The organism is Kitasatospora sp. NPDC001119 (genome assembly GCF_053598475.1).
The window spans coordinates 166,829-181,803 of the sequence record NZ_JBSFKI010000015.1 but is presented as its reverse complement, the minus strand read 5'-3'; the positions used below and the strand labels follow the sequence as shown (position 1 = coordinate 181,803).

Sequence of the window (14,975 nt, the reverse complement as noted above, 5' to 3'; positions counted from 1 at the left end):
GAGCGGAGAGAACCCCCTTGACCATCAACACGGTGCCCGTATTCGACGTCCGCAGCCCCGCCCAGGCCGTCGAAGTGCTGCCCTACCTCCTCAGCTACCAGCCCGACGGCCCCGACGGCATGGTGTTCGTCCTCGTCCACGACACCCTGCACGATCGCCCGCTGTTCTGCCAGAAGTTCGATCTGCCCAACGCCAAGGACGACCCGAACGAGGCCGCGCACAGCATGATGCACAGCACGCTGCACCGCCTGGAGAAGCTCGCCACGGGTCCGGCCGCCATCCTCGTGTACCTGTGCGCGCGCCAGCAGGACGCGGGCGACGGCCACGCCGCGATGACCCGGCATCGGACGGTGGCGACCGCGCTCCTACTGTCCGCCGAGACCCACGGCATCGACACCCTCGCCGCCATGTTCGTCACCCCCACCCACTGGTGGGTGTACCACCACGACAACCCCAACTACCGGCACGAGGGCATGCCCGTGGACGGCCCCGACAACCCGGGCGTGGTCACCATGAACGCGCGCGCCGTCGGCATCCCCACACCGCCCAGCCAAGCCGCGATCGCCGCCTCCCTCGAACCCGTCACCGGGAAGGATGCGGCGGCCCAGCGCGCCGCGATCCTGCACGCCGTCGGCGAGCGCGCCGCCCGCGTACAGGCCACCAGCTTCGACGCCGAGACCGAACGGCTCACCGCGATCCTCGACCGGCTGCTGCTCGGCGGAGGAGACGGCACCCCCCTGGAGGACCTCACCCCGAACCAGACGGCAGAACTGATCGTCGCACTGAGCCACCGGCCCCTGAGGGACGTCGCGCTCCAATACATCGAACCGAAGGAACTGCCGCGCGCCCGGGACCTGTGGGCACTGCTCGCCCGCCGCTGCGCCAGCGCCACCACGACCCTCGTCGCCGCACCCCTGACCCTCGCGGCGTTCACCGCCGCCGTCGCCGGAGAAGTCCCGGCCGCGCTCATCGCCCTCGAACGGGCAAGGACCGCCGACCCGCGCTACCTTCTGGCCGGGCTCCTGATGGAAGAACTCGTGATGACGGGCTCCGTGGACAAGATCGCCGACGAGTTCCGGGAGGAGCGCGAAGCCCGCCTTCGCGGCCGAGACAACTGACCGCCCGGTCCGGGGCGGGCGGGCACCGCACGCCCGCCCCGGAGCTCCGCGACGACCAGGAGGACACCGTGAACGACGGCGAAGCGCAGCCCGAGCCCGACGACGACCCGGCGCCGGCCGTCGCCGACCCCGCCACCAGGGAGGTGCGGGTCCTCGCCCGCCTGTGCGACACCTGCATCTACCGCCCGGGCAACCTGATGAACCTCGCCCCCGGCCGCGTGCGGCAACTCGCCACCAGGGCCCTCGCCACCGACGGGCACATCGTCTGCCACTCGACCCTGCCCGCCCTCGCCCCACCCGGCACGAAGGGCGCCATCTGCCGCGGCTTCGCCAACGCCCACGGCAACGCGATCCTCGCGCTGCGCATCGGCGCCGCCTTCGGCCGCATCGTAGAGGTGCCGCCGCCGGCCAAGGCGAGCGGCTGACCGGCATTCGCCAAACGAGCGCCACGCACCTCTCCGCGCCGCCGAGGCCACGGATGGCTGAGCGGTGTGACGGGCTCGGGGCAGGCCCTCACCGGGATAGGAGCCTCGCCCCCGGAGGCCGTGGCGCGCGGGTGGGAACCGCGACCACCCAGGTCCGGACTGAGATGATCAAATCACCTTCCACGCATACGAGTTGGTGTGCCCAAGACGGCCGACGGCCGGGAGGCTGGGGGTGTTGAGCCGATCACCGGCCCGCCACCCCCAGCCCGTCGCAGGAATGCCTGCCCGACCGAAGGCCGTCATGCCGACACCACCGCCGAAACCCACCACCGCCGAGACCGTCGAGGCCGCCCGCGACCGGCACCGCCGAGCCGCCGCCGACACCAACCTCGGCCCCACCGCACGCCGCTACCACCAGCACGCCGCCTGCGGCTACGACTGGGCACTCCAAGCCCACGGCACCCCGAAGGCCGCCCGCCACCTCGGCTACGCCCACGCCTACGCCGAGCAGGCCGCCAACCACGCCCCCGCCACCAGCCGGTGGACGCTCACCCTGCCCGGCCCGTTCTGCGACTGGCTGACCGAAAACGGGCAGCTGCCCGACGACTTCACCGGGGACGCATCCACCGACCGGGTGCTGCTCGCCTACCGCGCCGGCGTCCCGCACCGCATTGACGCCTCCAGCTGGAGCCTGACGATCCCGGCCCACGACCCCGTGGCGATGCTCGAACTCACCCAGATCGCGCGGGGCTTCGCCCAGCACTGCTCGCGCGACAACCCTCACACGCCCGCTCAGGCCCGTGCCGCGGTCGCGCTCACCGACCGCATCGCAGACCTCTCCAAGCGCATGCTGCACGCGACCAACTGACGCCCGGCCGGGCCGCGAACCGGCCCGGACTCGACCCCTCCCAGGACCGCCATGCCGACCTCCCGACCGATCCTCGCGCCGACTGGGCCCACCCCCTACCGGCGCACCGACCCCAGCCGAAGCTTCCAGGCCGCTCTGCTCCGCGAGGTCGAAGCCCAGCAAGGCGTCGCCGCCACCGCCTACGAACTCCTCGCCGCCCACGCCCGGACCCAGTTCCCCGAGGCCGCCGCCATCGAGTTCGAGGAAACCCTCGCCTCCGACCGCATCCACGCCCTGTGGGCTAACCCCCGCGATCACCGGTACCCGACCCCGCCGCTGCTGTGGCGCCGCGCCCCCGCGCTGACCGCCACACCGTCCTGGCTGACGAAGGCGGACCGCCTGTTGCCCGCCGTGCTGCTCGGGGCGCACCTGCCGGTCATCAAGCTCGCAGGCCACCGTCCGGGCCGTCTTCTCCTCAAAAGACTTCTGAGCCAGGCCGCCCAGCAGGCCAAGATCACCGGTTGCCTAGACTAGCCTGATGCCCCGCCTTGAGATCAGCGTACGCACCATGCCGAAGGCGGTGGCTGTCGCCACCGTGGCTCTGCTCCTCGCCACGACTGCGGCATGCGGGCCCGGCGGGTCCGACACGGCCTCGTCCCCGGCGCCGGTCTCCTCCATCGAGCCGGCGACTTCGGCCTTGCCACCCACACTGCCGCCGCCGACCTCGCCGACCTCGCCGACCGCGTCGGCCCTGCCCGTGCCGGTCCCGCCGCCCGTACCGAGGACGGCGACAGCCAAGCCGACTCCGCCCGCGATGGTCGCCTCGCCGACCAAGCGTGCCGGAACCGGGACGGCGGCCGGAACCGGTACCACGGGCAGCGACTCTCCCGGACGGCACGACGGGAGCAACTACGACAACCTCTCGCCCGCCGGGCGGGAGGCGCACGACACCGAGAACTGCGCCCAGACGGCGGGGAAGAAGAAGGGCAGCTGCAACGAGCCGCACCGTAAGTGTCGGGAAGCCGGCGCCACCGTGACGTCCTCGGCGGGCGTGGCCCTGACGTGCCGGACCTACGCCAAGGACGGCCGGCTCCACTGGCTCGCCGCCGGTGAGTGATCCGAAGCCCGCACGGTCCCAGGGTAGTTGGCGGGCCGCGTGGACCGGACCCAGCGCCATGCAGCACGCGATACAGGTAGCGTGTACCGCATGACGGGCCAGGATGCGCGGCAGCGGGTGGAAGAGGCACTTCGAAGCTGGGCGCGACACCAGGGCGAGACCGAGGTCGAGCGGGACCCGCTGATCCTCCCGGCCCGAGTGGCGAAGGCGAAGGTCGACCGGGCCTCCCGCACCTCCACCGACCGTGTCCTCGGTCTGGTCCTGCAGGGTGTGCGCACGCAGGAGATCGCAGGCCTGAAGGCCGCGGACGCCGGCGGCGAAGCCGTCGAACTGGATCCGGGCAAGGCCCGCCGCCGGGAGCTGCCGATGCCCGACGAGGCTGCGCGACGGCTTGCGGACATGCTCCGCGCGACCGGTGCGACCCGCCCTGTGTTCCCCGCCGGTCCCCGGCCTCGGCCTGACCTCCCAGCCCTCCCCGCAACACACCTCGCGCACGAGACCGACGCGGGGCGACGCCTGGGCAGACCGACCCCCATCGAGGCGCGCCCAGTGAACTCCGCTGATCTCCAGGCCCGTCAGGCAGACCCGGCCCGCTACCACCAACCGTAGGCCCGGCGCGCCGAGCCGCTGCTCGGCCCGGTTGCCGCCTGCCCGGTCGCGAGCGTGGTGCCGTTTGGGCCCTGGGTGGTGGATGCGGACCTGCGCGTGCCACGTCGAGGGCGTCCAGCGCCGGGGCGCGGTACGCCGGCAGGCCGAGCGGAAGCCGATTCCGGCCTCACGCCAGCGTAGGACCCTGCGCCGTTCCATCTCGGAGATCGGCGATCCCGGAGGTCAACGCCGACCGGGCTGGGAGGCAGCAGCCCTCCGTCGTGCGACCGGTATGCCGCCTGTACGACTCGATCTTCTGGTCGTCCGACCCGGCCCCGGAGGGCTCGCCGAACACCACGGCTACCTGGTCGCCTGGAGTACCCGACCTGAACTGACAGACATGTCCTGGGCGTAGTGGACGATCCACCTGCCCGACGGGCGCCCCATGCAGCTGGCCAGGCACTGGAGGGGAGCGGAGTGTGTGGGAGCGTACTGATGGCCCGGGCCTTCGGCGGCGGTGTGCCGAGTTGGCGGGAAGCGCGAAGTTCTCTTGACCGCGGCCGAGTTGGTGCGAAGCGTCGCGGCCCGTGAACACGGGTCGGCCCGGGGCTGTACCGCGCGCCTCGCCTCGTAGCGGGCGGGGGATGCGACCAGCGGCCGGCATCGGGAAGCCCTGTGCCGCCGAAGGTCGAGCGGGCTATCGGGCCGATCCGCGTCCTCTGTCACGCCAGAAATCTGTGAGCCATTCCCGGCGCCATATGGAATGAGTCAGACCAGACGATGATCATTATTAATTAATTCTCGCTTCAATGTCACCCAATTGGGGAGTGGCGCCGTTCGATTTTTAGGCGCAATGATTCATTTCGCTCGCCCGGGGCAAATTGCACGTGGGATTGCATGGGCTGCTGGCCTGTGGATTTCCTGAAAAGTATGACCAGATGGTCGGGTGGGCTCCGTTCGCACAAGAGGAGGCTGGCTATGGGTGACAGTGAGAGCTACCGCAACGGGATGCCGGCGAGCGGCATCGAATCCCCCCATCCGTGGCGGAAGAGCCGGCGGAGCCAGGAGGAGGGGCTCTGTGTGGAGATGCGGCGGTTGGCGGACGGGCGTACGGCCGTGCGCAACAGCGCAGACCCGGACGGGCCGGCCCTGATCTTCCTCGCCTCCGAGATCGATGCGTGGGTCGACGGGGCGAAGGAGGGCGAGTTCGACGGGCCCGCGGCCTGATCCAATAGGGTTTCCCGCTTAAAGGGCACCCCGACATGACGACAGGGCCTCCCGTGTGGAAAGCTGAGCGTAGTCTGCTCAGTTTTCCGCGAGGGGGGCCCTGTGGCCGCTAGCTTGTTTGATGGCGGGCATCCGAACGCCGGTCCGAATTCCCTGTCCGACAAACAGGACCAGTCGGAATGGAGCATTCCCGCCGCTCAGCTCGGTGTCGAGTTGAGGGCCTTGCGCGGCTCCCGGACGCAGGGGTGGGTCGCGTCACGCACCCACATGTCGGTATCCAAGATCAGCCGCATCGAAGGCGGTCAACGTCGCCTTAACGACCCCGGTGACATCGCGAAGATCCTCAACGTCCTCGAGTTCCGGCGAGGACCGGAGCACGCACGGCTGATGGAGCTTGCGCACGCGGCCTCGATAAGGAGCCAACCAGGGTTCCACCGGGACGCCGAGCCGGAGGCGCTGCGCCGCCTGTCCGGGATGGTGAGCCGCGCGACGCTGATGATCTCCATGGACGCCCACGTCGTCCCCGGCCTGCTGCAGACCGAGCCGTACATGGTGGCCGTCACGAAAGCCACACTGGTGCGCAGTCGGCAGCACCGGGTCGCGCAGATCGTAGACGCGCGCCTGGAACGGCAGCGCGACTTCCGTGCGGCCGGCGTGCGGGCGGTGTTCTTCACGCACCAGTCCGCCCTCTACCGGGCGGTGGGCAGTCACGAGGTCATGATGCGGCAGATGGAGATACTGACGGAGTGGACCGAGACGGCCGGTGTCGGCGTGCGCATCATCCCGATCGAGCTGCCGTTGGCGTTCCAGCTCACCAACGTGACCAGGCTGGTCTTCGACACCCCGGGGGCCGTGCCCGAACTGATCTACGTCGAGCAGGGCCCGCAGAGCAGCTACTACTACTACCCGGACCGGAAGGACAGCTCGGCGGAGTTCGAGGACTACAAGGAAGTCCTGGACGACCTGCTTCTTCGCGCACCGGGCCGGGAGAAGAGCCGCGAGCTGATCCGGGACGCGATCGAGTGGCACCGTGAACGGCTCTAGCCCAGCACGCCGGTAGGACGGGGCAGCCAGTGCGGGGACGGCGGGTGTACCGGCACCGGCACCGGGTCAGCGGATGCGCGCGAGACCGCCGTACTCGATCCATTCGTCGCTGCGCTGTCGCGGGTAGACGTCCCGGTCGGGGCGCCAGTTCGTCACGTTGACCAGTCCCGGCTCCTCCACGTCGAGCCGGTCGATCTCGAAGAAGGCCTGCACCTCGGCTTCGGTGCGCACGCGGCCCCAGCGGCCGCCGGTGCCGTCGAGCATGAGCCGGGTGACATCCTCGCGGATCCTCGGGTCCTGGCTGACCAGTTGGCACACCACGATGACGCTTCCGGCGGGCAGGGCCTCGACGGTCCTCCGGATCATGCCGAAGGGGTCATCCTCGTCCTTGAGGCAGTGTGCGACCGACACGAACAGGGCGGCGGTCGGCTTGCTGAGGTCGATCAGGTCACCGAACCGCTCGTGGCCGAAGATCGCGGGGGTGTCCGTCATGTCCGCGCCGACCACCGCGACCCGCGGGTTCTCGTCCAGCAGGGCGCGGCCGTACGCCAGGACCATGGGGTCGTTGTCGACGTACACCACACGGCAGTCCCGGTGAACCCGCTGCGCGACCTGGTGGACGTTGTCCTGGGTCGGTAGGCCGGAGCCGTGGTCGATGAACTGCCGGATCCCGTACTGGCGGGCGATGACCTCCACGACCCTGCGCAGGAACGCGCGGTTGTTCAGCGCCAGCTCCTTCGTGCTCGGCGCGATCTCCAACAGCCTTGCGACAGCGGCGTGATCGGAAGGGTAGTTGAGACGCCCGCCCAGGAGGTGGTCGTACATCCTGGCCGCGGTCGGCCTGCTCACGTCGATCTCGTCCGGTAATGATCCGTTCACGCGTTCCCCCTTCGCGTTGCCATAAGGCGCGAATTCCGAAACAACTATGACGGATCGTCATGCTATCGACGGGCATGCCGATATGGCACCACTCACATGGGTGATGTGTGGCGCGATGTGGCGAAACCTGGCGCGGGCACGTGTGACCAACCGCGCCCGCGCACCCCTCCAGGCGTAGGACGCCGGGGCCGCGCGGGCCCAGAGGGGTGAGCGGTCGGTGCTAGTCCGGTGAGGCCCTCCTCTTCTCGGCGAGCAGGCGTCGTGCGGTCATCAGGTCGACGTGCAGCTCCGGCTCGTCCAGTCCCATCAGCTCCGCTGCGGCGCCCGTCGGCATGCCGAGCCGCTCGTGCAGCAGCGCGGCATCGGCCGCGCGTGCCGGCAGCACGCGGTGCAGATCGTCGAGGTCCGGGGCGGGGGACCTCGCCAGGGCGTCGGTGATGGCTTCGCGAAGGACGCGCCAGGCGAAGGCGGCCGGATCCCCCGCCAGCACGGTGCTCCAGTTCAACTCTGTGCGCCGCAGGGCGCGGGCGACCGCGCGGCGGCTGAGATCGCCATCGCCCAGCCGGGCGCGGGCGTACTGCTCGTAGGGGCGGAGGCGCAGCTGGACGAACGCCGCGTATCCGAGGGTGAGGACGGTCCTGCGTGGTGGCACCGCGGCTCCTCCGGCGTCAACTCGGCACGGCAGAAGGGCAAATACGGGTGAAGACGCATCGAAGCGCGGCCGGTGCGCCGGAAGTCCCGGCGCACCGGCCGCTCGCAGGGGTTCGCGCTGGCGTCCGGCCCGCTAGGCGGACCTCAGCACACTCGGTCAGTGAAGGCCGAGCAGCGATCCGCTGACCTGCGTGTCTTGCGACATCCGCAGCAGCGCCAGGATCAGCGCGGCCCGCTCCCATCCGATGGGCCCGTCGGTGGTCACCGCCCAGGCCAACACGGGGATCGTCAACAGCGCGTTCAAGCGCACGGTGAAGACCGCAGCGAGCAGTCGGGGTCCCACGGCGGGCCGCACGGCCCTGCTAGCGTGGGGCGCCATCGAGAGGATCATCGCTCGATCCCAGACGGGTCGGTCAAGCATGGCGAGCACTCCTGGTTGATCGGCCTTCTCGCCCTGGTCGGTGGTAACGACACCGGCCAGGGCAACCCCACAGCGGGTTGCGGCCTCGGTACTCAAAGCTACTCCTCCGATCGCGGCGGAAGCCGTCGAAGAGGTGTCCGTGCAAACGCGGGCAAGAATCCCCCAGGCATGCCTGTTTGGGTGCAGGGGCCGCCGGCCGCCAGGTACGAACGCTCCCGCCGGATTGGCGGATCGGCTCACTGGCCGCGGTTGTCGATCGAGGCCTTCTGTGTGGGCGCCCGCCACCCTCCACCACCGGGACGAGGGTTCCGGAGCGGGTCGGCCACGACCTCTCCTGCTGTCCCTCGCGGCTTCTACGAGGGGCGGTCCCCAGGCGGTGCGGCGGGTAGGACTGCATGCCGGACAGGTTGCCGATCAACATGGTGCTCGACGAGACGCTACCGCGCCGGCGCCCGCCAAGGCCGGTGACGACCTGGCGCGCGATCTCCGCCGTGATCGCTGCCAGTTGAGCCCCGGCGAGGCTCCTGATTCCTCCCTTGCTCGCACTCGCCACCTTCCTCGCGGCCCTCGGGCCGTGCAGCCGCCGAAGGCGTGCGCTGCAGAGGGAAGCCCTCAGCGCGGACGTCCAGCCGATGGTCCGGCTCCCAAGCCGCGCCCAGTATCATGACCGCCATGGACACCAGGCTGGCGACGGAGCTACCCGGCATCACCGCCGAGTCCTTCCGTCTGCACGGCCGCCTCCAGCCTCCCCCCGCGCAGATCCCGGTCGCCCCCGTCCAGGCGGGCATCTTTACCCCTCGCGATGGCATCCGCTTCCACGGCTCCTCCCTCGGGCCCGAGTTCCACAATCCCCGCCTCCCGCTGCAGCGCGGCAACAGCCGCGTCGAGGCGATGCTTCTCGAGCACCTAGACACAACATACGACTTCGTGATGTCGTCCGACCCCGGCCTTGCGGCCGACGTCGTCTATGACATCTACGACGCATTGGAGCGGTCGAACCGTACGGTCTGTTTCGTCCAGGCGAAGCGGCTGCAGGGGCATCGGGAGGAGCGCGGCAGCAGTCCGGGGACATTCCTGACGACGCTGATCGAGACCGCTGTCGGTGCCCGCCCTTCGGTGACCGTCCCCCCGGTGGAGGCCGAGCCTGACGGCCTGCCGCAGTCGGCAGGCCGGCTCCACCGGTACTCGGCCAGTCAGTTCATCCAGCGGATGGCGCGCCTTGAGTCCGGGTTCCTCCTGCGGCGGCAGTTCGCCAAGGTGCGGCCGCAGGAGGCGCAGGCTCCGATCCCGCCCGGTGGCCCTGAGATCGAGCCGCTCGCCGTCGCTTGCGGGATCACGCGGCTGACCGTGCCGCTCGCCCCAAGGGCCCCGGGCCTTTCCGGCCCGACGACCGCCGAGGCACACCCGCGCGCGCTCAACCGCGTCCCGGCCCTCGCCGCCTAGCGGATTCACCGGTCCGCGCCCCGCCGCCCCTTGTGGCGCCTGGTCGCTGTCAAGACTCGACAAGTCGACTCCCGTGAACACTAGTTGCGATGAACCTCCGCAAGGGAGCATCCATGTCCGACAAGGACACCACCTCGGGCGACTCCATGCTCGCCCACTTCGGTCACAATGAAGGAAGCCTGGCCGAACGCCTCATCGTCGGCATCACCGTGAGCTCCGCCCAGGCCGTTGCCCGCTGGCTGTGGAAGCTGTGGCGGAACCGCTCCGCCGGCCAGCCGTCGCGGCGAACCGGACGGCCCCTGAACATCCGTCCGGTCGACACCCGGCCGACCGGCAAGCAGGGCCCGCGCCGGAAGCGCAAGAAGCGCCGCTAGTGACCAGGAGGCCCGGCACCGTCGTGGTGCCGGGCCTCGCGGGCAGCGCCTTCGCGTGCTACCGGCCTCGGTAGCACGGTGTCCTCCTCGGTGATCACCTGCCAGAGCGGAGATGCCAATATCTTCGTGGTCGAGGTGGAGGACCGCGAGGCCGGGCACCTGAGCGAGGAGGCCGTCGGCCAGGAGGGTCATGTCGCCCGGCTGGTCGGCTGGCGGTGCCGCTGTTCTTGCCCAGTCGGAAGGCGACCAAGACGGTCGGGGTGAAGACACGGCCGCCGATCTGCCAGTCCCACCAGCACCTGGGCTCGCGGCGGGGGGCGCCCGGATCCAGGTGCCGTACGCGGTGAGCACGCCCTCTCCGAGCAGTGTGTCGGAGGTTGCGGGGGAGCCGAAGGCCAACCGACGGAATCCGGTGACGTCGGACTTCGTGGTGGACTTCGAGACTTCCTTCCCCACAGCGTGGAGATCGCTTCCTGGGCGGCGTGCGCCCGCGCCTCACCGTATGGTGCTCGTGCGGCCGGTCAGTGAACGCTCTGGCTGGCCATGCCTGTTCGAGAGTTCGCCGCTTCGCTGTGTGTCTGCGCAAGTACGGTGTGGTTGTGGCCGCCGTGGGGGCGGCGTCGAGGGAGGGGTGACGTGGGACAGCAGTTGGCGCGGGTGTCGCTGGAGGGCGGGGGTTCGATTCTCGTCGAGGCGGCGGAGGTCGCGGCGGGGCCGGTGAAGGCGGGCCGGGTCGGTGACGCGGTGCGGGAGCTTCCGGCGAGTCTGGGGGCGGCGCTGGAGCCGGTGACGGGTCTGGCGCGTACGGTGCTGCGGCGGTTGCGGGATGCGGGGCCGACCGAGGTGGAGGTGGAGTTCGGGGTCGATCTCGCCACGGAGGCCGGGGTGGTGATCACGAAGACTGCGGCCAACTGCCATCTGACGGTGCGTGTGGTGTGGCGCAAGGGCGAGGCCGACGGTCTGGGGGTGGACGTTTCCGCGGCCGGTGATCCCGTGGCCGACGGCGAGCCGACGGCCTGATCGGATGACCGTGGAACGGGGAGTGCGGGGCGGGGTGGCCGGTGGCGTGCCGGCGGCCATCGCGCAAGTCCGCGACGGGGCCGATCTGGTGGTGGGGACGGGTTTCCTGGTCGCCGAGGACCTGGTGGTGACGTGCGCGCACGTCCTGGCGGACGGCGGCTACGGGCCCGGTTCGATGGTGGCGCTGGTCTTCCCGCACATACCCGGCGCCCCGGCGGTCACCGGCCGGGTGCTGGAGGAGACGTGGCGTGAGCCGCACGAGCAGGACGTCGCGCTGGTGAGGCTGGAGCGCGCGGTGGTGGGGGTGGCGCCGCTGCGCCTGGGCTCGGCGGCGGGCGCGCGGGGGCACCGGGTGCGCTCCTTCGGGTTCCCCGTGCAGGCGCCGCCGGGCGGGCACTTCGGGTTCGCCGCCGCGGGCGGTCTGCTGCCCGCCGCTGACAGCGCCGGCGAGCTGCTGCAGCTCACCGCCGCCAACGACCTCACCACCGGGTTCAGCGGCGGGCCGGTTCTGGACGAGACGACCGGCCTGGTGGTGGGGATGCTCACCGCGATCACCGCCCCGGACCCCCACGACCGGGGCCTGGGCATCGCCTACGCCACCCCGACCGCCGTCCTGCGCGAGGTGTGGCCCGCGCTGGACGAGCACGACGTGTCGCCCTATCGCGCACTGGAACCGTTCGCCGCCGAGCACGCCCGCTGGTTCCACGGCCGCGAGGAAGCGGTGCGCCAGGTCCTGACGGGCCTGGCCGGGGGGCGGCGGGTGGTGCTGCTCCTCGGGCCGTCCGGGGCGGGAAAGTCCTCCCTGGTCCAGGCGGGGGTGCTGCCGGCGTTGGCCGCCGGGCGGCTGCCGGGCAGTGACTGCTGGCGGCCCGTGGTCGTGCGGCCGGGCCCTGCCCTGCCGGCCGCCCTCACACAGGCGGGCCTGCCCGGCGCCGAGGCTGAAGGCACCGGGGCGGACACCACTGCCGGGCCGGACATCGCCGGTGGAGTGGACGCCATCGGCGGGGCGGACGCTGCGGCCCCTGAAACCCGCGTCGTGCTGGTCGTCGACCAGTTCGAGGAACTCCTCGCCCCCTCCGCCGGCCCCGAGGCCCTCCAAGTGCTCGCCCGGATCACCGCCGCGATCCGCTCCGACGCGGCCCTCAGCGTGGTTCTCGTGATGCGCGACGACTTCTACTCCCGCCTGTCCGCGCTGGCCCCGGACCTGCTGGACGCCGCGCTGCGGGCGAGGGGCGTCCTCAACGTCCCCGCCACCCTCACCGCCGCGGACCTGGAGGCGATCGTCACCGGCCCCGCCCGCGACCTGGACACGCACTTCGACCCGGACCTCGCGGAGCGGATCATCGCGGACGTCCTGGCCCTGAATCCTCGCACCGCTGGCGACGCGCCCGTCACCGTCCTGCCCCTGCTCGAAGTCGCCCTCACCCGGCTGTGGGAACGCCGCCTGGACCACGACGGCCGCCTCACCCACGACGCCTACCGCAGCATCGGCGCCGTCACCGGTGCCCTCACCGAGTGGTGCGACACCGCCCTGCGCGAACTCGACGAAGACCAGCGGCACATCGCCCGCAGGATCCTGACAGCACTGGTACGCCCCGCCGACGCCTCCCTGAACATTCCGGCGGCGCGCCAGCAGCTCCCGCTCGGCGAGCTTCGCGAGCTGGCCGCCGCCGACGCCGCCCCCGACACGTTGCGGGCCGTCGACGAGGTCCTGGCGGTCCTCGCCCGGCACCGCATCGTCACCACCGACCGGCTACACGAGGGCACACGGCCCAACGACCCGGAGGGGACCGCGGTGGCCGAACTGGTCCACGACGCGCTCATCCGCGACTGGGACACCCTGCGCGGATGGGTCGAGCAGGACCTCCGCTTCCACGACTGGCTCCACCGTGCCCGCCTCCAGCATGCCCGCTGGCAGGAACACCGCGATCCCCAGGACCTGCCCTCCGGAACCCTCCTCGCGGAAGGCACCGACTGGTCGGAACGCCGCCGGCTGCCGGCCGGCCTCGAGGACTTCCTGCGGGCCGGACGCCACCGCCAGCAGGCCGCCGCCCGACGCAGCCGACGCCTCAACATCGTCCTGGCCACCGCGCTCGCTCTCGCCCTGATCGCCTCGGGGATCGCCTTGTTGCAATGGCAGGCCACGCTCGCCGCCCAACAGACCGCGATCGCCGCCGGCATCGAGATCGCCGCCCAGCAGGGCGCGCAGTCCCGGCTGCTCGCCGCCCAGTCCGCTTCCCTGATCGCCACCGACCCGGATCTGGCCGCCCTCCTCGCGGTCGCCGCTTACCGTGCCAGCCCCACCCCGGAGGCCATCCTCGCCCTCCGCGTCGGCGCGCACCTCCCCTTGCGCCATCGCCTCGATGCCTCCGGGGGCGCGTCGTCCTTGGTGTTCAGCCCGGACGGGCGCACCCTCGCCACCGGCGGCTACGACGGCGTGCGGTTGTGGGACGCGGCCACCGGTAAGCGCACCGCCACCCTCACCGGCAACACCCGTACCGTGCGTTCGGTGGCGTTCAGTCCGGACGGGCGCACCCTGGCCACCGGCGGTGACGACGCCACCGTGCGGTTGTGGGACCCGGCCACCGGCAAGACCACCGCCACCCTCACCGGCCATAGCGGTGCCGTGCGTTCGGTGGCGTTCAGTCCGGACGGGCGCACCCTGGCCACCGGCGGCGAGGACGGCAGCGTGTGGTTGTGGGACGTGGTCACCGGCAAGGGGGCCGCCACCCTCACCGGCCTCAGCAGAATCGGGTTGTCGGTGGTGTTCAGTCCGGACGGGCGCACCCTCGCCGCCGGCGACTACGACGGCGTGCGGCTGTGGGATACCACCACCGGCAAGGCCCTCACCACCCTCGCCACCAACGTCAATTCGGTGGCGTTCAGTCCGGACGGGCGCACCCTCGCCACCGGCGACTACTACGGCAGCGTGCGGCTGTGGGACACCGCTACAGGCGAGACCACCGCCACCCTCACCGGCAAGGTGCAGACGTGGGACCCGGCCAGTGGCAAGATCACGGTCACCCCCGGGGGCCATACCGGTGCCGTGAAGTCGGTGGCGTTCAGTCCGGACGGGCGCACCCTCGCCACCGCTAGCGGCGACGAAGCCGTGCGGCTGTGGGATACCGCTACCGGCAAGCCCGCCGCCTCCCTCCCCGCTGAAGTGGAATGGGTGGCGTTCAGCCCGGACGGGCGCACCCTCGCCACCGGCGGCCACTCTGACAGCACGCGGCTGTGGAATGCGGCCGCCATCAGAACCGTCGCCACCCTCAACCGCAGCAATGACGCGAATTCGGTGGCGTTCAGTCCGGACGGGCGCACCCTCGCCGCCGGCGGCGCGGATGACAGCGTGGGGTTGTGGGATACCACCACCGGCGAGACCATCGCCATCCTCACCGGCCACGTCGGTGCCGTGAAGTCGGTGGCGTTCAGCCCGGACGGGCGCACCCTCGCCACCGGCGGCGACGACGACAGCGCCCGGTTGTGGGACACCACCACCGGTAAGACCACCGCCATCCTCACCGGCCACACCCATACCGTGAATTCGGTGGCGTTCAGCCCGGACGGGCACACCCTCGCCACCGCTAGCAGCGACGAAGCCGTGCGGCTGTGGGGCACGGCCACTGGCAAGACCACCGCCACGCTCACCGGCCACGTCGGTGCCGTGTTGTCGGTGGCGTTCAGCCCGGACGGGCGCACCCTCGCCACCGGCGGAGCCGACCACATCGTGCGGCTGTGGGGCACGGCCACTGGCAAGACCACCGCCACGCTCACCGGCCACGTCGGTGCCGTGTTGTCGGTGGCGTTCAGCCCGGACGGGC

Annotated in this window: 15 protein-coding genes; 12 read left to right on the top strand and 3 right to left on the bottom strand. The window is 71.3% G+C overall.

Features of this window, described 5'->3' with window-relative positions; translation table 11 throughout:
• Window positions 1–17: 17 nt before the first annotated feature.
• The 8 genes from ACWDD9_RS20285 (at window position 18) to ACWDD9_RS20250 (ending at window position 6,366) form a co-directional block, all read left to right on the top strand.
• Complete coding sequence (locus tag ACWDD9_RS20285; RefSeq protein WP_375875678.1) at window positions 18–1,118, top strand: DUF4192 domain-containing protein; 1,101 nt, start codon at window positions 18–20, stop codon at window positions 1,116–1,118.
• 68 nt (window positions 1,119–1,186) lie between these two features.
• Window positions 1,187–1,543: a hypothetical protein gene (locus tag ACWDD9_RS20280; RefSeq protein WP_375875679.1), complete on the top strand. Its 357-nt coding sequence runs from the start codon at window positions 1,187–1,189 to the stop codon at window positions 1,541–1,543.
• 301 nt (window positions 1,544–1,844) lie between these two features.
• Entirely contained in the window at window positions 1,845–2,411 is a 567-nt protein-coding gene (locus ACWDD9_RS20275; protein WP_375875680.1) for a hypothetical protein, read from the top strand.
• 51 nt (window positions 2,412–2,462) lie between these two features.
• Window positions 2,463–2,924 (top strand): hypothetical protein, encoded by a 462-nt coding sequence (locus ACWDD9_RS20270; protein WP_375875681.1) that lies wholly within the window; start codon window positions 2,463–2,465, stop codon window positions 2,922–2,924.
• A gap of 4 nt (window positions 2,925–2,928) precedes the next feature.
• Window positions 2,929–3,507 (top strand): hypothetical protein, encoded by a 579-nt coding sequence (locus tag ACWDD9_RS20265; RefSeq protein WP_449812214.1) that lies wholly within the window; start codon window positions 2,929–2,931, stop codon window positions 3,505–3,507.
• A gap of 90 nt (window positions 3,508–3,597) precedes the next feature.
• On the top strand, window positions 3,598–4,116 hold the full coding sequence (locus ACWDD9_RS20260) for a hypothetical protein (RefSeq protein ID WP_449812213.1): 519 nt from the start codon (window positions 3,598–3,600) through the stop codon (window positions 4,114–4,116).
• A 957-nt stretch (window positions 4,117–5,073) separates the two neighbouring features.
• Entirely contained in the window at window positions 5,074–5,322 is a 249-nt protein-coding gene (locus ACWDD9_RS20255) for a DUF397 domain-containing protein (RefSeq protein ID WP_449812212.1), read from the top strand.
• Window positions 5,323–5,424: 102 nt separating this feature from the next.
• Window positions 5,425–6,366 carry a helix-turn-helix domain-containing protein gene (locus ACWDD9_RS20250; RefSeq protein WP_449812211.1) on the top strand — a complete coding sequence of 314 codons (942 nt, stop codon included), beginning with the start codon at window positions 5,425–5,427 and terminating at the stop codon, window positions 6,364–6,366.
• A 66-nt stretch (window positions 6,367–6,432) separates the two neighbouring features.
• Here ACWDD9_RS20250 and ACWDD9_RS20245 read toward each other — a convergent pair whose 3' ends face one another.
• The 3 genes from ACWDD9_RS20245 to ACWDD9_RS20235 form a co-directional block, all read right to left on the bottom strand.
• Window positions 6,433–7,245, bottom strand: coding sequence for an SAM-dependent methyltransferase (locus ACWDD9_RS20245; protein ID WP_449812210.1), 813 nt, complete (start codon window positions 7,243–7,245; stop codon window positions 6,433–6,435).
• A gap of 220 nt (window positions 7,246–7,465) precedes the next feature.
• On the bottom strand, window positions 7,466–7,897 hold the full coding sequence (locus ACWDD9_RS20240; protein WP_449812209.1) for a hypothetical protein: 432 nt from the start codon (window positions 7,895–7,897) through the stop codon (window positions 7,466–7,468).
• 156 nt (window positions 7,898–8,053) lie between these two features.
• A complete protein-coding gene (locus ACWDD9_RS20235) occupies window positions 8,054–8,413 on the bottom strand; it encodes a hypothetical protein (protein WP_449812208.1) in 360 nt (119 codons plus the stop codon).
• A 576-nt stretch (window positions 8,414–8,989) separates the two neighbouring features.
• Between ACWDD9_RS20235 and ACWDD9_RS20230 the strand changes: the two genes are divergently transcribed.
• The 4 genes from ACWDD9_RS20230 to ACWDD9_RS20215 all read left to right on the top strand — a co-directional run.
• Window positions 8,990–9,760 (top strand): hypothetical protein, encoded by a 771-nt coding sequence (locus ACWDD9_RS20230; RefSeq protein ID WP_449812207.1) that lies wholly within the window; start codon window positions 8,990–8,992, stop codon window positions 9,758–9,760.
• Between the two features lie 113 nt (window positions 9,761–9,873).
• Window positions 9,874–10,134: a hypothetical protein gene (locus tag ACWDD9_RS20225; RefSeq protein WP_449812206.1), complete on the top strand. Its 261-nt coding sequence runs from the start codon at window positions 9,874–9,876 to the stop codon at window positions 10,132–10,134.
• Window positions 10,135–10,770: 636 nt separating this feature from the next.
• Entirely contained in the window at window positions 10,771–11,154 is a 384-nt protein-coding gene (locus ACWDD9_RS20220) for a CU044_2847 family protein (protein WP_449812205.1), read from the top strand.
• Window positions 11,155–11,158: 4 nt separating this feature from the next.
• Window positions 11,159–14,975, top strand: a 3,817-nt coding sequence (locus tag ACWDD9_RS20215) for an nSTAND1 domain-containing NTPase (protein ID WP_449812204.1), incomplete at its 3' end; no start/stop codon positions are given.

Excerpts from the sequence above, each read along its gene's own strand:
- ACWDD9_RS20275 (WP_375875680.1), top strand. The coding sequence starts at position 1,845 with ATGCCGACACCACCGCCGAAACCCACCACCGCCGAGACCGTCGAGGCC.
- ACWDD9_RS20265 (WP_449812214.1), top strand. The coding sequence starts at position 2,929 with ATGCCCCGCCTTGAGATCAGCGTACGCACCATGCCGAAGGCGGTGGCT.
- ACWDD9_RS20260 (WP_449812213.1), top strand. The coding sequence starts at position 3,598 with ATGACGGGCCAGGATGCGCGGCAGCGGGTGGAAGAGGCACTTCGAAGC.
- ACWDD9_RS20255 (WP_449812212.1), top strand. The coding sequence starts at position 5,074 with ATGGGTGACAGTGAGAGCTACCGCAACGGGATGCCGGCGAGCGGCATC.
- ACWDD9_RS20225 (WP_449812206.1), top strand. The coding sequence starts at position 9,874 with ATGTCCGACAAGGACACCACCTCGGGCGACTCCATGCTCGCCCACTTC.
- ACWDD9_RS20270 (WP_375875681.1), top strand. The coding sequence starts at position 2,463 with ATGCCGACCTCCCGACCGATCCTCGCGCCGACTGGGCCCACCCCCTAC.
- ACWDD9_RS20230 (WP_449812207.1), top strand. The coding sequence starts at position 8,990 with ATGGACACCAGGCTGGCGACGGAGCTACCCGGCATCACCGCCGAGTCC.